The organism is Microbacterium sp. DT81.1, from assembly GCF_049844955.1.
Lineage (GTDB): Bacteria > Actinomycetota > Actinomycetes > Actinomycetales > Microbacteriaceae > Microbacterium.
The window spans coordinates 964,554-984,378 of record NZ_JBNCMA010000001.1 but is presented as its reverse complement, the minus strand read 5'-3'; the positions used below and the strand labels follow the sequence as shown (position 1 = coordinate 984,378).

General features: G+C 68.5%; 19 protein-coding genes and 4 tRNA genes. 13 read left to right on the top strand and 10 right to left on the bottom strand.

Annotation, left to right across the window (positions count from 1 at the left end):
* Positions 1–5 precede the first annotated feature (5 nt).
* The 5 genes from ACLQ2Q_RS04640 to ACLQ2Q_RS04620 all read right to left on the bottom strand — a co-directional run bounded on the left by ACLQ2Q_RS04640 (position 6) and on the right by ACLQ2Q_RS04620 (position 6,143).
* Positions 6–722, bottom strand: a complete 717-nt coding sequence (locus ACLQ2Q_RS04640; protein WP_425818386.1) for an SPFH domain-containing protein — start codon at positions 720–722, stop codon at positions 6–8.
* A 231-nt stretch (positions 723–953) separates the two neighbouring features.
* Positions 954–3,107, bottom strand: coding sequence for a 3-hydroxyacyl-CoA dehydrogenase NAD-binding domain-containing protein (locus ACLQ2Q_RS04635; RefSeq protein ID WP_425818385.1), 2,154 nt, complete (start codon positions 3,105–3,107; stop codon positions 954–956).
* Positions 3,108–3,117: 10 nt separating this feature from the next.
* Positions 3,118–4,320: a thiolase family protein gene (locus tag ACLQ2Q_RS04630; RefSeq protein ID WP_425818384.1), complete on the bottom strand. Its 1,203-nt coding sequence runs from the start codon at positions 4,318–4,320 to the stop codon at positions 3,118–3,120.
* A gap of 73 nt (positions 4,321–4,393) precedes the next feature.
* Positions 4,394–5,587, bottom strand: coding sequence for a ribonuclease D (locus ACLQ2Q_RS04625; protein ID WP_425818382.1), 1,194 nt, complete (start codon positions 5,585–5,587; stop codon positions 4,394–4,396).
* Positions 5,580–6,143: a DUF3000 domain-containing protein gene (locus tag ACLQ2Q_RS04620; RefSeq protein WP_425818641.1), complete on the bottom strand. Its 564-nt coding sequence runs from the start codon at positions 6,141–6,143 to the stop codon at positions 5,580–5,582. The genes ACLQ2Q_RS04625 and ACLQ2Q_RS04620 overlap by 8 nt, the downstream gene beginning before the upstream one ends.
* 43 nt (positions 6,144–6,186) lie before the next feature.
* On the opposite strand from ACLQ2Q_RS04620, the gene ACLQ2Q_RS04615 reads away from it, so the two are divergent.
* Positions 6,187–7,422 carry an alpha/beta hydrolase family protein gene (locus ACLQ2Q_RS04615; protein ID WP_425818380.1) on the top strand — a complete coding sequence of 412 codons (1,236 nt, stop codon included), beginning with the start codon at positions 6,187–6,189 and terminating at the stop codon, positions 7,420–7,422.
* Here the strand turns inward: ACLQ2Q_RS04615 and ACLQ2Q_RS04610 are convergent.
* From ACLQ2Q_RS04610 to ACLQ2Q_RS04600, 3 genes are read right to left on the bottom strand one after another with little or no spacing between them, the layout of a single operon-like run.
* On the bottom strand, positions 7,391–8,113 hold the full coding sequence (locus ACLQ2Q_RS04610) for a dihydrofolate reductase family protein (RefSeq protein WP_425818378.1): 723 nt from the start codon (positions 8,111–8,113) through the stop codon (positions 7,391–7,393). The two genes, ACLQ2Q_RS04615 and ACLQ2Q_RS04610, sit on opposite strands and share 32 nt — an antisense overlap.
* A 7-nt stretch (positions 8,114–8,120) precedes the next feature.
* Positions 8,121–8,561: a SufE family protein gene (locus tag ACLQ2Q_RS04605; RefSeq protein ID WP_425818376.1), complete on the bottom strand. Its 441-nt coding sequence runs from the start codon at positions 8,559–8,561 to the stop codon at positions 8,121–8,123.
* Between the two features lie 37 nt (positions 8,562–8,598).
* Positions 8,599–9,504: a sulfurtransferase gene (locus ACLQ2Q_RS04600; RefSeq protein ID WP_425818374.1), complete on the bottom strand. Its 906-nt coding sequence runs from the start codon at positions 9,502–9,504 to the stop codon at positions 8,599–8,601.
* Positions 9,505–9,635: 131 nt separating this feature from the next.
* Between ACLQ2Q_RS04600 and zapE the strand changes: the two genes are divergently transcribed.
* From zapE to ACLQ2Q_RS04585, 3 genes are all read left to right on the top strand, one after another.
* Positions 9,636–10,670, top strand: coding sequence for a cell division protein ZapE (gene zapE, locus ACLQ2Q_RS04595; RefSeq protein ID WP_425818372.1), 1,035 nt, complete (start codon positions 9,636–9,638; stop codon positions 10,668–10,670).
* Between the two features lie 169 nt (positions 10,671–10,839).
* Positions 10,840–12,114 (top strand): ammonium transporter, encoded by a 1,275-nt coding sequence (locus ACLQ2Q_RS04590; RefSeq protein ID WP_425818370.1) that lies wholly within the window; start codon positions 10,840–10,842, stop codon positions 12,112–12,114.
* A 95-nt stretch (positions 12,115–12,209) separates the two neighbouring features.
* Entirely contained in the window at positions 12,210–12,740 is a 531-nt protein-coding gene (locus tag ACLQ2Q_RS04585; protein ID WP_425818639.1) for a type II toxin-antitoxin system PemK/MazF family toxin, read from the top strand.
* 5 nt (positions 12,741–12,745) lie between these two features.
* Here the strand turns inward: ACLQ2Q_RS04585 and ACLQ2Q_RS04580 are convergent.
* A tRNA-Val gene (locus tag ACLQ2Q_RS04580) sits at positions 12,746–12,818 on the bottom strand.
* 147 nt (positions 12,819–12,965) lie between these two features.
* Here ACLQ2Q_RS04580 and ACLQ2Q_RS04575 point away from each other — a divergent pair.
* From ACLQ2Q_RS04575 to ACLQ2Q_RS04550, 6 genes are all read left to right on the top strand, one after another.
* A tRNA-Gly gene (locus ACLQ2Q_RS04575) sits at positions 12,966–13,038 on the top strand.
* 58 nt (positions 13,039–13,096) lie between these two features.
* Positions 13,097–13,167, top strand: a tRNA-Cys gene (locus ACLQ2Q_RS04570).
* 43 nt (positions 13,168–13,210) lie between these two features.
* Positions 13,211–13,282 (top strand) — tRNA-Val (locus tag ACLQ2Q_RS04565).
* 75 nt (positions 13,283–13,357) lie between these two features.
* Positions 13,358–14,029, top strand: a complete 672-nt coding sequence (locus ACLQ2Q_RS04560) for a DNA alkylation repair protein (protein ID WP_425818368.1) — start codon at positions 13,358–13,360, stop codon at positions 14,027–14,029.
* Positions 14,030–14,241: 212 nt separating this feature from the next.
* Positions 14,242–16,185 (top strand): threonine--tRNA ligase, encoded by a 1,944-nt coding sequence (thrS, locus tag ACLQ2Q_RS04555; RefSeq protein WP_425818637.1) that lies wholly within the window; start codon positions 14,242–14,244, stop codon positions 16,183–16,185.
* Between the two features lie 90 nt (positions 16,186–16,275).
* Positions 16,276–16,830 carry an HIT family protein gene (locus tag ACLQ2Q_RS04550; RefSeq protein ID WP_425818366.1) on the top strand — a complete coding sequence of 185 codons (555 nt, stop codon included), beginning with the start codon at positions 16,276–16,278 and terminating at the stop codon, positions 16,828–16,830.
* Positions 16,831–16,837: 7 nt separating this feature from the next.
* Here the strand turns inward: ACLQ2Q_RS04550 and pdxY are convergent, their stop codons facing one another.
* Entirely contained in the window at positions 16,838–17,689 is an 852-nt protein-coding gene (gene pdxY, locus ACLQ2Q_RS04545) for a pyridoxal kinase PdxY (RefSeq protein ID WP_425818364.1), read from the bottom strand.
* Positions 17,690–17,760: 71 nt separating this feature from the next.
* Between pdxY and pdxS the strand changes: the two genes are divergently transcribed.
* The 3 genes from pdxS to ACLQ2Q_RS04530 are packed head-to-tail and all read left to right on the top strand — an operon-like array spanning position 17,761 to position 19,820.
* The gene (pdxS, locus tag ACLQ2Q_RS04540) at positions 17,761–18,675 is read left to right on the top strand and encodes a pyridoxal 5'-phosphate synthase lyase subunit PdxS (protein WP_425818362.1); all 915 of its coding nucleotides are present in this window, start codon (positions 17,761–17,763) and stop codon (positions 18,673–18,675) included.
* Positions 18,676–18,687: 12 nt separating this feature from the next.
* Positions 18,688–19,287, top strand: coding sequence for a pyridoxal 5'-phosphate synthase glutaminase subunit PdxT (pdxT, locus tag ACLQ2Q_RS04535; protein WP_425818360.1), 600 nt, complete (start codon positions 18,688–18,690; stop codon positions 19,285–19,287).
* Entirely contained in the window at positions 19,284–19,820 is a 537-nt protein-coding gene (locus ACLQ2Q_RS04530; RefSeq protein ID WP_425818358.1) for a DUF1697 domain-containing protein, read from the top strand. Before pdxT ends, ACLQ2Q_RS04530 begins: the two co-directional genes overlap by 4 nt.
* Positions 19,821–19,825: the final 5 nt, after the last annotated feature.

Genomic DNA, 19,825 nt, shown 5'->3' with positions numbered 1-19,825 from the left:
ATGCCCTAGCGGACCGAGGTCAGGTGGCTCGCGAAGGCGGCGGGCGCAGCATCCCACTTCTCGCCTGCCGGGTCGGGCACGGAGGGCGAGATCGCCTTCGAGAGCAGGTACCCGTCGGTCAGCGCATCGCCGGTCACGAGAACGCTCAGCAGTTCGATGCCGCAATCGTGGCGCACGCGGTCGGTGCACTCGTCCACGATGCGCGGCGATAAGAGCGTATTCGGTGGAAGGACCGCGCCTTCGAGGTCGTGCACGATGTCGCGCAGCGCGGCCCCCACGATGTTGCCGGCACGCTCGCGCACGTTGACGACATCCAGCTCCAGGATCCGCAGGTCGTGGCCGGAGACGATCGGTCGCCAGTCGAACGACGCGTGCACGAGATGCTGGTGCCCGTCGGCGCCCGTGAGGCTGCGCGCCGGCAGATCCGTGGAGCGCGCGCGCACGTCGACCGTGCGATACCAGTAGAAGATCGGGAAGGCACCGTGTGTTCCAGGACGGAGGACGACGACCTCGCGACGATCGTCACCCCCACCTCGCGCACCGCGCCGGATGATCGGCTTGCCGTTTCGCGTTCGGATCGCGGCGGACCCCTCGTCGATGGTCACGAGGAAGAGCTTCATGAGCGCAGGGATGACGATGAGCAGCGTCAGCGCGGCACCGCTCGTCTTCACGAGCACGCTCAGCGCGTTACCGCTGAACATCGTCGAGATCGCATCCAGCATCCGTGCCCTTTCGTTCGCCCGACGATGACAGGATGCCTTCTCGGCGGAGCTTTGGAGGGCCGCCTCGGCCGTTACGAGTGAGTGTTCATCAGGTCGACGACGACCGTTGTGCATGTCGTAGGCGGCCGTTGCCGAACCGGCGACGCGTCGGCGACGCTCGGCGGCACCACCGCCGCACCACGAAGAGGCCCACGACTCGACGAGTCGTGGGCCCCTTCGCTCAGCTCGGCGTCAGCCGCCGATGCCCTTGATGGCCGGGTGGTGGAAGGTGTCCCCGTTGACGCGCTCGGATGCGCCCTCGCGGTCGAGGTAGGGCGAGACGCCACCGTCGATGAACGGCAGGCCCGCGCCGAGGATGAGGCACAGGTCGATGTCCTGTACCTCGGGCACGACGCCCTCCTCGAGCATGATCCGGATCTCGCTCGCGAGCCCGTCCTGCACGCGGCGCAGGATCTCCTCCTCGCTGGCAGGCGTCGATCCGGTCCTCAGCACCTTCTGGGCGGACTTCGTCCACCCGGTGACCCGTCCGCTCCTGTCCTTCTCGACGACCTCGGGCAGCGCGGCGAGCTCGTGGAAGTTCTCCGATGAGAAGAAGCGGTCCGGGAAGGCGTGCACCATGGTGTCCTGCACGTGCGCGGCCACCTTCCAGCCGACGAGGTCGATGAGTTGGAACGGGGTCATCGGAAGGCCGATCGGGGCGAACGCCTTCTCCACCGTCAGCAGGGGAGTCCCCTCGTACACCGCGCGAGCCGCCTCGCCCATGACCTTCGCCAGGAGCCGGTTCACGACGAAGCCCGGCGCGTCGGCCGTCAGCACGGCATTCTTGCCGAGTCCCTTGGCCACGACGAACGCCGTGGAGAGGGCCGCGTCGCTGGTCGTGGGCGTCTTCACGATCTCGATGAGCGGCATCACCGCGACCGGATTGAAGAAGTGGAAGCCGACGAGCCGCTCGGGCCGAGACAGTTTGGCGCCGATCTCCTCGACCGACAGCGACGACGTGTTCGTGGCCAGGATCGCGTCCTCGGCGAGAATCGGCTCGATCTCGGCGAACACCTGCTGCTTGACCCCGACCTCCTCGAACACGGCCTCGATGACGAAGTCGCAGTCGGCGTACTCCGACTTGTCGGTGGTGCCGTGCAGCAGGCCCCGCAGCTTGTTGGCTCCGTCGCCGTCGAGGCGGCCCTTGGCTTCGAGCTTGTCGATCTCCTCGCGGATGTGCGCGAGGCCCTTGTCCACCCGGGACTGATCCAGGTCGGTGATCAGCACGGGCACCTGCAGGCGGCGGAGGAACAGCAGCGCGAACTGGCTGGCCATGAGCCCCGCGCCGATGATGCCCACCTTCGTGACCTTGCGGGCGAGCGCCTTGTCCGGTGCACCCACCGGACGCTTGGCCCGCTTCTGCACGAGATCGAAGGCGTACATGGATGCCGCGAACTGGTCGCCGACCACCAGGTCGGCGAGCGCCTCGTCCTCGCGGGCGAATCCTTCGGCCTTCGTTCCGCTCTTCGCCTTCTCGAGCAGCTCCAGGGCGACATAGGGGGAGCGGGGGACGGTGCCGATGCGGCTCTCGAGCATGTTGCGGGCCATCTTGATGGCGATCGGCCACTTGGTGAGACGCTCGATCTTGCCAGGCTCGTTCTTGCGGTGCACCTTGACGGTCCCGCCGAGCACGCCGTCCGCCCACCGCAGCGAGCTCTCCAGGTAGCTCGCGGCGGGGAAGATGGCGTCCATGATCCCCAGATCGAACGCCTGCTGGGGCTTCAGCATCCTGTTCTGCTTCAGCGGATTCGAGATCACCACCTCGAGGGCGTTCTCGATGCCGATGAGATTCGGCAGCAGGTACGCGCCTCCCCAGCCGGGGATGATGCCGAGGAACACCTCGGGGAGCGCGATCGCGGCTGCCGAGGCATCGACGGTCCGATAGGTCGAGTTGAGCGCGATCTCCAGTCCGCCGCCCAGGGCGAGGCCGTTGACGAAGGCGAAGCTCGGCACACCTAGTTCGGACAGCGTGCCGAGCACCTGGTGTCCACGCTGGGTGATGAGCCTGGCGATCTCCCTCGATGGCAGGCGGCTGACATCGGACAGATCCGCCCCGGCGGCGAGGATGTACTGCTTGCCCGTGATGCCGACGGCTTGGATCTCGCCCGCGGCCGCGCGAGACTTCAGACCCGCGAGGGTCGCTTCGAGCTCGGTCAGCGTCGCCGGACCCAGGGTGTTGGGCCGGTTGTGGTCGCGCCCGTTGTCGAGGGTGATCAGGGCGAGCACCTTGCCGCTGGGGAGGGTGATGTCGCGCACGCGGGAGTGCGTGACGACCTCATCACCAGACATCGCCTCCAGCGGGGAGAAGTCGATCCCGTCGTACTGGGCCACAGAGGAGTTCGTCATCCGTCGGTTCCTACTTCCGCTTGCCGTTGTAGAAGGAGTTCTCCCAGATGACCGAGCCGCCCTGGCCGAGACCCACGCACATGGCGGTGAGGCCGTAGCGCACGTCGGGCCGCTCCTTGAACTGAGCAGCGAGCTGGATCATCAGGCGAACGCCGGATGCCGCAAGCGGATGCCCGAACGCGATCGCGCCGCCCCACTGATTCACGCGGGGGTCATCATCGGCGATGCCGAAGTGGTCCAGGAGCGAGAGCACCTGGATCGCGAAGGCCTCGTTGAGCTCGAACAGGCCGATGTCGTCGATCGTCAGTCCGGCCTTCTTGAGTGCCTTCTCGGTCGACGGCACGGGGCCGATGCCCATGATCTCGGGCTGCACGCCGGCGAAGGCGAAGGAGACGAGCTTCATCTTGGGCTGAAGGCCCAGTTCCTTCACCGCGGCACCGCCCGCGAGCAGGCTGATCGTCGCGCCGTCGGTCAGCGGCGAAGACGTGCCGGCGGTGACGCGACCGTGCGGGCGGAACGGCGTCTTGAGCGACGCGAGGTCCTCCATGGTGGTCTGCGGGCGGCGGCCCTCGTCCTCGGTCGCGAGACCCCATGCTCCGTCCGCGTTCTTGATCGCCACGGGCACCAGGTCCGACTGGATCTTGCCCGCGTCGTACGCCGCCTGCACCTTGTGCTGGCTGAGCATGCCGAAGCGATCCGCCCGCTCCTTCGTCAGGTGCGGGAAGCGGTCATGGATCCGCTCGGCCGTGATGCCCATGTTCAGGGCATCGGCCGAGACCAGCTTCTCGGTGAGGAAGCGCGGGTTCGGGTCGGCGTCGCCGCCGAGGGGGTGCCGTCCCATGTGCTCGACGCCGCCGGCGAGGGCGATGTCGTACATGCCGATGCCGATCGAGCCGGCCATGGTCGTGACACTGGTCATGGCGCCGGCGCACATCCGGTCGATCGCAAACCCCGGCACCGACTGGGGGAGACCCGCAAGGATCGCCGCCGTGCGTCCGAGGGTCAGGCCCTGGTCACCCTCCTGCGTCGTCGCGGCGATGGCCACGTCATCGACGCGGGCACCGGGCACATCGGGGTTGCGCTCCATCAGCCCGATCATCGCCTTGACGACCATGTCGTCGGCGCGGGTGTTCCAATACATGCCTTTTTCGCCGGCGCGCCCGAAGGGGGTACGCACGCCGTCTACGAAGTAGACGTCCGAAATCTCGGCCACTTTGCCTCCAAACTAGGGGAATGCATCCAGCCTAGGAGCGGCGTCGGAGGGCCAGGAATCGGTTGGGCTGAACCTACGAAGGGGGTTCCGAGGGCTCTGCCGGGGGTTGGTGGGATTCGACAAAGGCTTGGGCGATCTGCTGTGCGGTGTGCGCAATCTGCCACCGCCGCGCCCCGAGACTCGCGAGTGCGCCTGCCACGGACTCCGCGTCCTCGCCGGGGGGCGACCACGCCACTCGCCGCAGCATCTCGGGCGTCAGGAGGTTCTCGGTGGGCATGCCGAGCTGCTCGGCGATGGCCTCCACCACGGGACGCGCCGCCTTCAGCCTCGCGTCGGCGTCGGGGTTTCGATCCACCCACGCCCGGGGAGGCGGCAGCGTGTCGCTGGGCACGCGATCGGGTGGCAGCTCCGTCTCCGCTCGACCGGCCTCGATGGCCGCCCACCAGCGGTCCAGCTGCGACCGGCTGGCGCGGCCCGAGAAGTCCTTCAGCGCGGCCAGCTCCTGCTTCGACTTGGGATCGGCAAGGACCGCCGCGATCAGCGAGCGATCGGGCACCAGGCGGCCGGGGGCGATGTCCTGCTCCTGCGCGTACGCCTCTCTTGCCTGCCAGAGCGAACGCGCCACGGCGAGCCCTCGGCGACCGCGTACGGTGTGCAGCCCGCTCAGCCGGCGCCACGGGTCCTCCCGTGCCGCCTTGGGGGCGCGCTCCAGCACCGCGGCGAACTCCTCGCGGGCGAATTGGGTCTTGCCCTGCTCCTCGAGCTCGTCGACGAGGGCATCGCGCACGTCCACCAGGTGCTCGACATCCTTGGCCGCGTAATCGAGCCACGACTGGGGGAGCGGCCTCGTCGACCAGTCCGATGCGGAGTGCGCCTTCGCCAGGGTGATGCCGAGCGTGTCCTCGACGACCGCCCCGAGCCCCACCCGATCGTGTCCGAGCATGCGGGAGGCCAGCTCCGTGTCGAAGATCACCCGCGGAACGAGATCGAGCTCCCGCAGCGACGGGAGGTCCTGGCTCGCCGCATGCAGGATCCATTCCTCCTCGCCGATGGCCGCCTGAAGTGCGGCGAAGTCCCCGATGGGCGGCGGGTCGAAGAGGAAGATGCCGGCTCCCCGGCGGAAGACCTGGATCAGGTACGCGCGCTGCGAGTAGCGGAATCCCGATGCCCGCTCGACGTCGACGGCCACCGGACCGTGTCCCCCGGCGAGCGCCTCCGATGCCGCCGCAAGGCCTTCTGCGGTGTCGATGACGGCGTAGTCAGCCACGTGTCACCCGACGACTCCCGAAGACGGCGATGTCCTCCGACCCCGGTGGCAGCCCGGCGAGCATGCAGACGAGCTCCGCCCACGCTTCGACGTGCGGGCCGAGCGGCCCCTCCGGTGACCACGACGCCCTCAACTCGATCTGCGCTCCGTCGCCCTCGGCGGCCAGTGACCCGAACCCCTTGGACAGGGTCTTCGTGGCGGTGCCGGATGCGGAGTGGTAGGCGGCGCTGCGGGAATCGAGTGCATCCACGAGCCAGGACCACGCGACGTCGGCCAGGAGCGGGTCGGTGCCGATCTCCGGCTCGAGCGGTGCCTGGGCGAAGCAGACGATGCGCTGACTCCCGTTCCACGGCGGCGGCTCTGCGGGGTCGTGTAGCAGGATGAAGCGGCCGGTGCCGAAGGCCGAGTCGACGCCTTCCTGCTCCGGGCGCACATCCCCGGCCAGTGCGAGCGCGTTCGGCGCCAGACCGCCGGGCGCCGGGATCTCGCGCACCGAGAGGTCGCTGCGGAAGACGACGGCCCGCATTTCCGCCTCCGCGCGCGCGAACGCATCCATCGGGCGATCACCTGTCACGGCGACAGACTAGAGTGATGCATCGATGAAGACCCCCAGGCACGCCGCATCCGCCGCTCCTGCCCTCGTCGTGGCGGTACAGCTCACCACGGCAGTGCTCGCAGCGGCCCTCGCCGGCGTGGTCGGCGCGATGGCGTTCGTCTCCGTGCGCGTGGCGCGCAGAGTGGTGACGCCCGCCGCCCGTCAGGCCGACACGGTGATCCTCGGACTCGACACCGGCGCGCAGACGATCACCCTGTCCCGCACCGCCGACACGCAGCTGCCCGGTCGCTACGGGCTCTTCACGAGCGGCAGCGAGTCGTACCTGAAGCTGGGCTCCGTGCTGGCCGAAGACGAGACGTCGGTGAAACGGAAGCTGCTGACCCGGGTCGACAACGAGACGACGCTCTCCCGCGATGCCGCCTTCAGCGGCTGGTACTTCGATTCGCCCGATCAGCTGCACGTGCCCTTCACCTCCGAACTGATCGGAGCCTCCCTCGGACCGTGTCCCGCCTGGTTCTTTCCCGCGGCCCCGGCGCCGGACGGCGGCGCGGACGACGAGACCTGGGTCATCCAGATCCACGGACGCGGCACGACGCGCGCCGAGTGCCTGCGGGCCGTGCCGCCCTTCCGGGATCTCGGCATCCACAGCCTGCTCGTCTCCTATCGCAACGACGGCGAAGCGCCCCGCAGCCGAACGGGCACCTACGGGCTCGGCGCGACGGAGTGGCGTGATGTGGATGCCGCCATCGCCTTCGCTCGGCGAAGGGGCGCGAAGCGCATCGTCCTCATGGGCTGGTCGATGGGCGGGTCGATCGCCCTGCAGCTGGCGCTGTCCTCGCCGCACGCGGATGTGATCGCCGGCATCGTGCTCGAATCGCCGGTGGTGGAGTGGCGCGTCGTCCTGGACCATCAGGCCGGGCTGCTCGGGCTCCCGCACGCGGTCACCGACATGGCGATCGGCGCCCTCGGCGCGGATTGGGCGACCCGCGTCACACGAACGGGCGAGCCCATCCCCTTCGACAGGCTCGACGTCGTGGCGCGCGCGGCCGAGCTGCGGCATCCGATCCTCATCCTGCACAGCGATGACGACGGATTCGTCCCGTCGGACGCCTCGCACGACCTGCTGGTGGCGCGGCCCGACCTCGTCACCCTTCAGACCTTCGATACGGCGCGGCACACGAAGCTCTGGAACTACGACCAGGAGCGCTGGATCACGGTGATCGGGTCGTGGCTGACCGACCTCGGTCTCACGCGCGTGGCCGCAGGCGGAGATAGCTGAAGCCGGCTTCATCCACCAGCATCCCGGCGACCTCCGTGTCGGGGCGGGATGCCGCATCCACCGTCACGAAAGGCGCCTGCGCCGGTTCGATCAGCGGTGCCGTCGTAACGCAGTACTCGTCGATGACCCCGGCCGCGATGAACTGCGACGACAGCGAGGGGCCGCCCTCGCACACGACGCGTGTCATGCCCTCCGCGGCGAGCGCGGCGAGGATCGCGGCCGGCTCCATCCGGTCGCCGGAGCCTTGCACACCGAGCACCCGGGCACCGATCGAGGCGGCGCGCTCGGCGACCTCGTCCACTTTCGTCGCGGGGCAGACGAGCAGCACTCGGCCGGGTTCGTCCCCCTCCAAGTCGAGGCGATGTCCCGTGATGTCGCCGGTGCTGGTGACGACGGCGAGGCGGGCGGCGCGGGGTACCACGTAGCCCTCGGCACGCACGCTCTGGGCTCCGACCACGACCACGTCCGCGTCGCGCCGGATCACGCCGAGGATCGCCCGGTCGACCCTGCTGGTCAGCGTCTCGCTGGTCCCGTCCGGCCCGGCGGCCGATCCCGTCAGCGTCGTCACCATGTTCAGGCGCACGTACGGGCCCGGCGCTCTGGCGTAGATCTCGGCGAGCCAGTCCCTTCCGGTGCCCGGGGAGACATCGGCGACGGCGAGCGAGTGCGGAACGACCTCTGTGACGATCACAGGGCGCTCAGACGGCGGCCTTGGCGCGCACCTGGCGCTTCGCCCGCATCAGCATGCCGGTCATACCGCCGAGCCGAAGCGGTGAGACGGCCCGCGTGAGGCCCAGCGTCTGCGGGAAATCGTTCGGGATGCCGAGCACATCGTCGACCGAGAGACCGGTGATGCCCTGCGCGAGGATGCTGGCGAAGCCGCGGGTCGTCGGCGCCTCGCGTGGTGCGGTCGCGTGCATCGCCACCCGGCCGTCGGCATCCACGTCGACGATGATGTAGACCGGCGACTGGCACTCCACGACCCGCTCGCACAGCTCGGGGTGCCCCTCGTACTGCGGTGGCACGGCCGGCAGCTCGTGGGAGAACTCGAGCAGCAGCTGGAGCCGGTCGGGTTCGGGCAGCTCGAGGAATTCGTCCCGGATGTCGGCCAGGGACTGGGGGAGTGCGGTGTCGCTCATCACGCCAATTCTCCCACGCACCCGCCGGCGTGGACGGTCAGGAGCGAGCCGGGACCTCTCCGGGTTCCGCGCCCGTGGCGATCGGAACGCGCACCGCGCTGCCCCACTCGGTCCACGAGCCGTCGTAATTGCGCACCTTGTCGAAGCCGAGCAGGTGGTGCAGCACGAACCACGTGTGGCTGGAGCGCTCGCCGATGCGGCAGTACGCGACGATGTCGTCGCCGTCCTTCAGCCCGGCGCCCTCCCGGTAGATCGCGTCGAGCTCTGCGCGGTTGCGGAACCCGCCGTCCTCGGCCACGGCCTTCGCCCACGGGACGCTGCGCGCCGAGGGGATGTGGCCCGCGCGCAGCGCGCCCTCTTCGGGGTAGGCAGGAGCGGTGGTGCGCTCGCCCGAGTACTCCTCGGGGGAGCGCACGTCGATGAGCGGCTTGCCGAGGTGAGCGAGCACGTCGTCCTTGTACGCACGCAGGGCCCGGTCGTCGCGCTCGACCACCGGGTACTCCGTCGGCTTTGGCGCCGGGGCGTCGGTGGTGAGAGGACGACCCTCGGCGATCCACTTGTCGCGGCCGCCGTCGAGCAGGCGCACATCCTGGTGCCCGAAGAGCGAGAAGACCCAGAGGGCGTAGGCAGCCCACCAGTTGTTCTTGTCGCCGTAGATCACGATCGTGTCGTCGCGGGAGATCCCCTTCCGGCTGAGCAGCGCGGCGAAGCCGGCGCCGTCCACGTAGTCGCGCACCACGGGGTCATTGAGCTCCGTGTGCCAGTCGACCTTGACGGCTCCGGGGATGTGCCCCGTCTCGTAGAGCAGCACGTCCTCATCCGATTCCACGATCGCCAGGCCCGGCGTACCGAGCCGTGCCTGCAACCAGTCGCCGGTGACGAGCCGGCCGGGCTCCGCGTACTCGGCAAACTTGTCGGATGACGTGTCGAATTCGACGGACAATGGGGCTCCTCGGGTGGGCGCGAGCGGATCGCTCATCGTTGACGGCGTAGGGTTGTTCCCGTCCCTTCGACCATAAGTCGCCGTGACACCGACCGCACCCGTTCTGTAAAGGTTCGACACAGGATCACTGCATGACAGCGACATCCGCCCGCACGGGGATCATCCATCTCTCCGACCTCCAGCCGCAGGTCACCGGAGCCGAGATGGTGGCGAGCCTCGTGCCGCCTCCGCAGTTCGACGAGGCCACGTTCGAGACCTACCGCGCGGATGCCGCATACCCGTCCCAGCAGGGCGCGAAAGAGACGCTCATGGCGTTCTCGGGCATCGCCCCGGCGGCCAAGCGCGGCGGCTTCTTCAGCCGCCCGAAGAAGGGGCCGGAGCTCAAGCCGGGCGTCTACCTCGACGGCGGCTTCGGCGTCGGCAAGACCCACCTGCTGGCGGCGATCTACCACGCCATGCCCGCCCGCCGGAAGTACTTCGGGTCGTTCATCGAGTACACCGCTCTCGTGGGGGCGATGGGCTACAAGAACACCGTCGACCTGTTCCGCGGGTCGGAGCTGCTCTGCATCGACGAGTTCGAGCTGGACGACCCGGGCGACACGATGGTCATGACGCGGCTGCTGGGAGAGCTCGTCGCCTCCGGCACGCGCCTGGCGGCGACATCCAACACCCCGCCCAACGCGCTCGGCGAGGGCCGCTTCGCCGCGCAGGACTTCCTGCGCGAGATCCACGCCATGTCCGCCAGCTTCCAGACGATCCGCATCGACGGCGTCGACTACCGGCAGCGCTCCTTCGACGGACACGCGGTGGTGCTGGGCGAGAGCGAGTACGAAGCGGCGGTGGCGGATGCCGCGACCCGCGGCGTCGCGTCCGATGACCCGTTCAACGGACTCATCGGGCATCTCGCCCGCCTGCACCCGTCCAAGTACATCCGCCTCGTGGAGGAGCTGGACCTCGTCGGCGTCACCGGTGTGCGAGAGCTCACCGATCAGTCCGAGGCTCTGCGCTTCGTCGCGTTCGTCGACCGCGTCTACGACGCCCAGATCCCCGTGCGTGCTACGGGGCTGCCCCTCGATCTCGTCTTCGGCGAGGAGATGCTGGCCGGCGGCTACCGCAAGAAGTACCTGCGGGCCATCTCACGACTGAACGCCTCGACGCACGCCTGAGGGGCGTGTCCATGGCCGCCTCCCGGCCCGTCGAAACGTGATGTTTACGTGGGGGCGTGGCACGTAACGCTCGTGAAACACGACACGCACGGCGGGGGAAACCCGCGGTCGCGACACTGAGGGAACCCGACGCTACACCTGCGTCCCCCGCAGAGAGGTTCCACACGAGATGGATCAAGGCAACACAGCATTCATCCTCCTATCCGCCGCGCTCGTCCTGCTGATGACGCCAGGGCTGGCGTTCTTCTACGGCGGTCTCGTCAAGGCGAAGAGCGTCATCAGCATGATGATGCTCAGCTTCGGCGCGCTCGGTCTCATCGGCGTCCTCTGGGTGCTCTACGGCTACGCCATCGCATTCCCGACGACCGCCGCCGGCACCATCCAGTTCCCCTGGACGATCGACCCCGCCGAGTTCGGGCTGGCGAGCCTGCTCGAGGCACCGGAGGGCGCGGCCTACCCGCCCCTGGCGTTCGTGGCGTTCCAGGCGACGTTCGCGATCCTCACGGTCGCCCTCGTCTCCGGCGCCATCGCCGACCGCGCCAAGTTCGGCGCGTGGATGGTGTTCGCCGCCGTCTGGGCGACCATCGTCTACTTCCCGGTCGCGAGCTGGGTGTTCAACTTCGGCCTGGCTGAGGACGGCAGCTTCTCCTACGGCGGCTGGATCACCTACGGCATGCAGACGTGGTTCGGCGTCGGTGCGATCGACTTCGCCGGCGGTACCGCGGTGCACATCAACGCGGGTGCGGCTGCCCTCGCCCTGGCACTGGTGCTCGGCAAGCGCGTCGGCTTCCAGAAGGGCATCACTGTTCCGCACAACCCGCCGTTCGTCCTGCTCGGCGCCGGTCTCCTGTGGTTCGGCTGGTTCGGCTTCAACGCCGGCTCAGAGCTGGCAGCGGACAACGTGGCGGCGCTGGCCTTCGTCAACACGATCGCCGCACCGGCCGCCGCCCTGCTGGCCTGGCTGATCGTCGAGAAGATCAAGGACGGCAAGCCGACCTCCGTCGGAGCCGCCTCGGGCGCCGTCGCCGGTCTCGTCGCCATCACGCCCGCGTGCGCCGCGCTCAGCCCGGTCTGGGCCATCCTGCTCGGCCTCATCGCCGGCGCCGTCTGCGCCCTCGCCATCGAGCTGAAGTTCAAGTGGGGCTTCGACGACTCGCTCGACGTGGTGGGCATCCACCTCGTCGGTGGTCTCATCGGAACGCTCTACCTCGGCTTCTTCGCCAACGGCACCGGCCTGTTCATGGGCGGCGACGGAACGCAGCTGCTCGTTCAGGCGATCGCGGCCTTCTCGGTGCTCGCCTACTCGTTCGTGCTGGCCTACGCGATCGGCTGGGTCATCCAGAAGACGATGGGCTTCCGCGTCAAGAACGAGGACGAGGTCGCCGGCATCGACACCATCGTCCACGGCGAGGAAGGCTACGTGCTCGCGGACAGCCGCCGCTGAACCGTATTGGCACCACCCGTCCGGAAGGGGCGTCGCGGAAACGCGGCGCCCCTTCCGGCGTTCCCGCCGACTCGCGCAAGTAGGGTGGGCCGGTGATGGTTGCACGACGCGGAATCCTCGGCTCGATCCGCCGGCTCTTCGGGACGAGGTCCCCGGCGGTCGCGCCGGGCGCGGGTCTCGTCGCCTCCACCGGCGAGCTCGGGCGCACGGGAGCGACGGTGACCGCGGCCGTGGCGCCGCCCGCACGCAACGGGCTGCAGATCTCCTACGCCCCGCACCCCGATGGCGATCCCGACGCCGGAGAAATCGTCTGGACCTGGGTGCCGTACGCCGAGAACGACGGTCGTGGCAAGGACCGCCCGGTGCTGGTGATCGGCCGGCAGTCGGAGGATCGCGTCTACGCGGTGCGCCTCACGAGCAAGTCGCACGACGGCGATCGTGACTTCCTCGCGCTCGGGGCGGGCACATGGGATGCGCAGGGGCGGCCGTCCTGGGTCGACATCGAGCAGGTCTACAGCGTGCACGTGGACGGCATGCGACGCGAGGCGGCCGCGCTCGATCTCGAGCGATTCGTGCGCGTCGCGGACGCGCTGCATCGCCGCTTCGGCTGGGCCGTCGGGAACTGATTCGGTGGGCGATACCAGACTCGAACTGATGACCTCTTCCGTGTGAAGGAAGCGCGCTACCAACTGCGCCAATCGCCCGTCGGCCCCGCAGGACCGGTTCACGATACTACCGGATGCCTCGGCCGCGAACGAACCGGCAGCGGATGACGCGCGCGGAGCGTCATGGTTTTGCGCTCGCGATTTTGTCGGCTAAAGTTGCACGAGTGCCCGGAGCGATCCGGAAACGCGGATGTAGCGCAGTTGGTAGCGCACAACCTTGCCAAGGTTGGGGTCGCGAGTTCGAGTCTCGTCATCCGCTCGAGTGCAGGGGTCTCCTCTTTCTGGGAGACCACGGCACGTGGGGTCAAACCACACGCGGTGGCGTGGCCGAGCGGCTAGGCACCGGCCTGCAAAGCCGTTTACACGGGTTCGAATCCCGTCGCCACCTCAAGAACACTGTCACCTTCACTGCAACTGAATAGCCCGAACGGGCGCGATTGGCGCAGCGGTAGCGCGCTTCCCTGACACGGAAGAGGTCACTGGTTCGATCCCAGTATCGCGCACAGATGAAACCCCCGGCTCTTCGGGGGTTTTCTCGTTCCCGGCGAGCGCGCACGGGCGCCTCCTAGGCTGAGCGCATGAGCGACCTCGTGCGCGACATCCGTCATGGCGTGCGCGCGGCGGCCGATCCGCCGCGTGCCGCGGGGCAGCAGGCCTACATGAAGTCCGCCATGCCGTTCCTCGGCGTGGGCGTGCCACAGACACGCCGCATCGCACGCGCCGCCGCCAAGGGCGAAAAGGATGCGGCGGTCCTTCGACGCGCAGCACGGGAACTCTGGGACGAGGCCGCCTTTCGCGAGGAGCGCTACGCCGCGATGGCCCTGCTGGCCGTGCCGCCGGCATCCGATGATCTCTCCGTCACGGCGGTCATCGAGCATATGGTGCGCACCGGGCGGTGGTGGGACTACACCGACGAGCTCTCGCATCGGCTCGCCGATCTGCACGATCGGCATCCGGAGAGCACCGCGAAGCTCGCGCGCTCGTGGAGTGTCGACGACGACATGTGGATACGGCGGATCGCCATCATCTCCCAGCTCGGTCGTCGCGACCGGGTGGATCCGCAGCTGCTGGCGGACGTGATCGCGCCGAACGTCGCCGACCGGGAGTTCTTCATCCGCAAGGCGATCGGCTGGGCCCTGCGGGAGTACGCCCGCGTCGCCCCGGACTGGGTGCGCGGGTTCGCCGACTCACACGCGCTCAGCCCGCTGAGCCGGCGTGAAGCCCTCAAGCACCTTGACCCCGCCCGGTAGACTTCGGGCATGGAACTCCACCGGCTGAACCTCGCGGCTCTCGTCGCGGTCACCGGCACGCGAACGCCTCGGGCCTGAGCGGGCAGGGCGCGAGCGCGCCCGAAGCTGAGCAGTAGCCTTGATCCGACCACTCTTGGAGAGTTCCCTTGTCTGACAACGCCCAGCCGTCTCACGACGGCTTCGCCCTCTTCCCCGATCGATCCGTCGTCGCCATGCGCGTGAACGGCGAGCTGAAGGATCTCGCGACTCCGGTCGCCGGTTCGGATGCCGTCGAGCCGATCACCATCGACAGCCCCGACGGCCTCGACATCCTGCGCCACTCAGCCGCCCACGTGCTGGCCCAGGCGGTTCAGCGCATCAACCCGCACGCGAATCTCGGCATCGGTCCGCCGATCACCGACGGCTTCTACTACGACTTCGGCGTCGAGGAGCCCTTCACGCCCGAGGATGTGAAGGCGATCGACAAGGAGATGCAGCGCATCATCCGCGAGGGTCAGCGGTTCGTGCGCCGCGTGGTCAGCGACGAGGAAGCGCGTGCCGAGCTCGCCGCGGAGCCGTTCAAGCTCGAGCTGATAGGGCTCAAGGGCGGCGCTTCGACAGGCTCAGCGACCGAGATCGCGGAGGGCGCATCCGTCGAGGTCGGAGCCGGCGAGCTCACGATCTACGACAACGTGAACCGCGACGGCGAGGTGGTCTGGAAGGACCTCTGCCGCGGTCCGCACTTGCCGAGCACCCGCGTGATCGGCAACGGCTGGGATCTCACCCGCATCGCCGCGGCGTACTGGCGCGGCAGTGAGAAGAACCCGCAGCTGCAGCGCATCTACGGCACCGCATGGCCCTCGAAGGATGAGCTGCGCGCCTACCAGGAGCGCCTCGCAGAGGCCGCCAAGCGCGACCACCGCCGGCTCGGCAAGGAGCTCGACCTGTTCTCGTTCCCCGACGAGATCGGCTCGGGCCTGTCGGTCTGGCACCCCCGCGGCGGCATCATCCGCCAGGAGATGGAGCAGCACGCGCTGCGTCGCCATAAGCGTGCCGGCTACACCTACGTCTACACCCCGCACATCACGAAGAAGGACCTCTTCATCGAGTCCAACCACCTCGTGACGTACAAGGAGGGGATGTTCCCGCCGATCCACCTCGATGAGGAGCGCGACGAGAACGGCGAGATCACCAAGCAGGGCGTCGACTACTACCTCAAGCCGATGAACTGCCCGATGCACATCCTGATCTACCGCGAGCGCGCGCGCAGCTACCGCGATCTGCCGATGCGACTCGCCGAGAACGGGACGGTCTACCGGAACGAGCTGTCGGGTGCGCTGCACGGTCTCACCCGCGTCCGTGGATTCACCCAGGACGATGCGCACCTGTTCGTGACCCCCGAGCAGCTCGAGGGCGAGGTGGCGGAGGTGCTCGAGTTCGTGCTCTCGCTGCTGCGCGACTTCGGCTTGAACGACTTCGAGCTGGAGCTCTCGATGCGCGACGACGAGAAGTCGAAGTGGATCGGCGACGAGGAGCACTGGGCCGAGGCGACAGACGCGCTTCGCCGGGTGGCGCTCGCGAGCGGGCTGAAGCTCACCGAGGTCGCCGGCGAGGCGGCGTTCTACGGACCCAAGATCGACCTCAAGGTCAAGGACGCCATCGGCCGCACCTGGCAGCTGTCCACCGTGCAGCTGGACTTCAACCTGCCCGAGCGGTTCGACCTGGAATTCACGGATCGCGACGGCGCCAAGAAGCGGCCGGTCATGATCCACCGCGCCCTGATGGGGTCGATCGAACGGTTCTTCGCGATCCTGCTGGAGCACTACGCGGGCGACTTCCCGGTGTGGCTGTCGCCTGTGCAGGTCGTCGGAGTTCCCGTCGCGGAGCAGTACGGCGAGTACCTCGACGATGTGATCGCCCGGCTGCGCGCCGACGACGTGCGGGCCGAGGTCGATCACTCCGATGACCGCATGCAGAAGAAGATCCGCAACCATACGACGGGCAAGGTGCCGCTGATGCTGATCGCGGGGGAGCAGGACCGTGCGGCGGGTACCGTGTCGTTCCGGTTCCGGGACGGCTCACAGCAGAACGGCGTGCCGGTGGATGAGGCCGTCGGGCGCATCCGCACCGCCATCGACTCGCACGCGCTGGTGCACACCGCGGAGGACCTGGCGTGACCCTTCGTCTCGCTTCGCTCGCTCAGGGACCGGATGAGGGTGCGCTCGCTCAGGGACCCGATGAGGGCGCGCTCGCTCAGGGACCGGATCGTGACTGATAAAGAGGGGTCGCTGGAGGACGCCGCGACGCTCGCGGGGATTCCCGACGAGTTCCAGCGCCTGTGGACACCGCACCGCATGGCCTACATCAAGGCCGGGCCGCAGGTGCTGCGCGACGCATGCCCGTTCTGCGCGGCACCCGCGCTGTCGGATGAGGAGGGGCTTCTCGTCGCCCGCGGGCGCACGGCCTACGTGCTGCTGAACCTCTTCCCGTACAACTCGGGACACCTGCTCGTCTGCCCCTACCGTCACATCTCGACCTACGACGAGGCGACCGACGAGGAGGTCGCCGAGATCGGCGCCCTCACGCAGACCGGAATGCGCGTGCTCAGTGCGGTGTCCCGGTGCGACGGGTTCAACATCGGCATGAACCAGGGATCGATCGCCGGCGCGGGCGTAGACGCTCACCTGCATCAGCACATCGTGCCCCGTTGGGCGTCGGATGCGAACTTCTTCCCGATCATCGCGAAGACCAAGGCGCTGCCTCAGCTGCTGGGTGACGTGCGCGCCAGCATCGCCGAAGGCTGGCCACCGTCCGGTTCGTGAACGGGTCTCAGCGAACCTGGCGAACGGGGAACTGAAGGCGGGGGTGGGCGTAGAACGTCTGCGACTCGACGAGCTGCAGCTCGCGCGAACCGGACTCGTGGGTGGTGCGCAGCAGATCGAACACGCTCGAGACCGTGTGGGCCAACGCCTGTGCGGCATCCCCGAGCCGGCGATAGTGAGCGGTGAACAGGGCGGCCGTGACGTCCCCCGACCCGTTCGCCTTCATCGGCAGCAAGGGCGTCTGCGCGATCCACGCCCCCGCATCGTCGACCACGAGCATCTCGATCGTCTCTCGCTCACGGTCGGGACGCTCCACGCTGGTCACGAGAACCGTGCTCGGTCCCATCTCCCTGGCGGCGTCCGCGGACTCGAGAGTGGACACGAGCGTGTCCGGCTCGGTGCCGGTGAGGTAGCCGAGCTCGAACTGGTTCGGCGTGATGATGTCGGCGACCGGAACGACCCGCTCGCGCAGCAGCTCCGGGATGGCCGGGGCGACGAAGCATCCCGACTTCGCGTTGCCCATCACCGGATCGCACGCGTACACGGCTGACGGATTGGCCGCCTTGACCCGGGCGACGGCGTCGACGATGACATCGCCGATGCCCTCGCCGCCTTGATACCCGGACAGCACGACGTCGATCTCGGGGAAGACGCCGCGCTCCTCGATGCCGGTGATCACATCACGCACATCATTCGGGGAGATCAGCGGCCCCCGCCAAGCCCCGTACCCCGTGTGGTTCGAGAAATTGACCGTGTAGACGGGAAGGACCTCGACGCCGATGCGCTGCAGGGGGAAGACGGCGGCGGAATTGCCGACATGGCCGTACGCGACCGCGGACTGGATGGACAGGATCTTCACCGCTCGATCATGCCACCGCCTCCCCACTGGCGGTAAAGCGAGAACCACGGACCGGAATAGAATCGACCATCATGACGGACAGCAGCAACCAGACCACATCCCGCGCACAGACCGGCTCCAGCCGGGTGAAGCGCGGACTCGCCGAGATGCTCAAGGGCGGGGTCATCATGGATGTGGTCACCGTCGAGCAGGCGAAGATCGCTGAGGATGCCGGCGCCGTCGCCGTCATGGCGCTCGAGCGGGTGCCGGCCGATATCCGCGCCCAAGGCGGAGTCTCCCGCATGAGCGATCCCGACATGATCGACGGGATCATCAGCGCCGTCTCCATCCCCGTCATGGCGAAAGCCCGCATCGGGCACTTCGTCGAGGCGCAGGTGCTGCAGGAGCTGGGCGTCGACTACATCGACGAGTCCGAGGTGCTCTCACCCGCCGACTACGTGAACCACATCGACAAGTGGAAGTTCACCGTTCCCTTCGTCTGCGGCGCGACCAACCTGGGTGAGGCGCTTCGCCGCATCAACGAGGGCGCGGCGATGATCCGCTCCAAGGGCGAGGCGGGCACCGGCGACGTCTCGGAGGCGACGAAGCACATCCGCAAGATCTCCGCCGAGATCAACGTGCTGCGCTCCCTGACGAAGGACGAGCTTTACGTCGCCGCCAAGGAGCTGCAGGCGCCGTACGAGCTCGTCGCCGAGATCGCCGAGACCGGCAAGCTTCCCGTCGTGCTGTTCGTCGCTGGCGGCGTCGCCACCCCCGCCGACGCCGCGATGATGATGCAGCTGGGCGCCGACGGCGTGTTCGTCGGCTCGGGCATCTTCAAGTCCGGCAACCCCGCTGAGCGCGCCGCGGCGATCGTCAAGGCCACCACCTTCTACGACGACGCCAAGGTCATCGCCGATGTCTCCCGCGGATTGGGCGAGGCCATGGTCGGCATCAACGTTTCGGACCTCGCCGCGCCGCACCGCCTCGCAGAGCGTGGCTGGTAGCGGCTCGCGAGCGTGAGCACGCGTCGCCCGCACATCGGCGTCCTCTCGCTGCAGGGCGACGTCCGGGAGCACGTGCGGGTGCTGACCGACCTCGGTGCAGACGTCGAGCTGGTCCGCCGCCCTGCGGAGCTGGCCGCCGTCGACGGCCTCGTCATACCCGGGGGCGAGTCGAGCGTGATCGACAAGCTGTCTCGTGCGTTCGGCATGCGTGAGCCGGTGCGCGACGCCATCGCCGCGGGGATGCCGATGTACGGCACCTGCGCCGGACTCATCCTGCTGGCCGACCGGATCACGGACGGCATCGAGGGTCAGCAGACGTTCGGCGGACTGGATGTGACCGTCCAGCGCAATGCATTCGGCAGCCAGGTCGACTCGTTCGAGACCGATCTCGACGTCCCGGTGCTCGGTGACCCGGCCGTCCACGCCGTGTTCATCCGCGCCCCGCTCGTCCTCGAGTCGGCGGAGGGTGTCGAAACCCTTGCCAGCCTCGAGGACGGACGCGTGGTCGCGGTACGGCAGGGTGCGCTGCTCGGCACGTCGTTTCATCCGGAGGTCACGGGCGAGCATCGCTTCCACGAGCTCTTCCTCGAGAGCGTGCGGGCAGTCCGGTGACCACCTGGGTCGCGCTCCTTCGCGGGGTCAACGTCGGTGGCATCACGATCCGCAACGCCGACCTCGTTGCGCTGTTCCAGGACACTCTGGGTTTCCATGACGTGCGCACGTACCTCGCGAGCGGGAACGTGCGATTCGAGACGGATGCCGCGGCCGGCCGCCGGGATCCGCTCAAGGCCTCCATCGAAGCCGGCCTCCGCGAACGATTCGGCTACGACGCCTGGATCGTTCTGGTCACCCTGACCGAACTGGTCCGCGCGGTCGAGGGATTCCCGTACGACGCGTCCGACGCCGCGCGGCAGCCGTGGGTGATCTTCTGCGTCGACATGGCCACCCGCGACGAGCTCGCGGCGGCAGCGGCATCCCTCGACCCCGCCGTGGACCCGGCAGCCGCCGGACCCGGCGTCGTGTACTGGAATCCCGTGAAGGGCTCGACGACCGACACCCCGTTCGCGAAGATCCTGGCGAAGGCGACCTACAAGTCGCGGACGACCAACCGGAACCTGCGCACGCTCGCGAAGATCGCGTCCTGAGGCGC

What these genes read in the sequence shown, in the direction of transcription:
- ACLQ2Q_RS04640 (WP_425818386.1), bottom strand. Translation starts at nt 722, where the DNA reads ATGCTGGATGCGATCTCGACGATGTTCAGCGGTAACGCGCTGAGCGTG.
- ACLQ2Q_RS04635 (WP_425818385.1), bottom strand. Translation starts at nt 3,107, where the DNA reads ATGACGAACTCCTCTGTGGCCCAGTACGACGGGATCGACTTCTCCCCG.
- ACLQ2Q_RS04620 (WP_425818641.1), bottom strand. Translation starts at nt 6,143, where the DNA reads ATGGATGCGTTCGCGCGCGCGGAGGCGGAAATGCGGGCCGTCGTCTTC.
- ACLQ2Q_RS04615 (WP_425818380.1), top strand. Translation starts at nt 6,187, where the DNA reads ATGAAGACCCCCAGGCACGCCGCATCCGCCGCTCCTGCCCTCGTCGTG.
- ACLQ2Q_RS04605 (WP_425818376.1), bottom strand. Translation starts at nt 8,561, where the DNA reads ATGAGCGACACCGCACTCCCCCAGTCCCTGGCCGACATCCGGGACGAA.
- zapE (WP_425818372.1), top strand. Translation starts at nt 9,636, where the DNA reads ATGACAGCGACATCCGCCCGCACGGGGATCATCCATCTCTCCGACCTC.
- ACLQ2Q_RS04590 (WP_425818370.1), top strand. Translation starts at nt 10,840, where the DNA reads ATGGATCAAGGCAACACAGCATTCATCCTCCTATCCGCCGCGCTCGTC.
- ACLQ2Q_RS04585 (WP_425818639.1), top strand. Translation starts at nt 12,210, where the DNA reads ATGGTTGCACGACGCGGAATCCTCGGCTCGATCCGCCGGCTCTTCGGG.
- ACLQ2Q_RS04560 (WP_425818368.1), top strand. Translation starts at nt 13,358, where the DNA reads ATGAGCGACCTCGTGCGCGACATCCGTCATGGCGTGCGCGCGGCGGCC.
- thrS (WP_425818637.1), top strand. Translation starts at nt 14,242, where the DNA reads ATGCGCGTGAACGGCGAGCTGAAGGATCTCGCGACTCCGGTCGCCGGT.
- pdxS (WP_425818362.1), top strand. Translation starts at nt 17,761, where the DNA reads ATGACGGACAGCAGCAACCAGACCACATCCCGCGCACAGACCGGCTCC.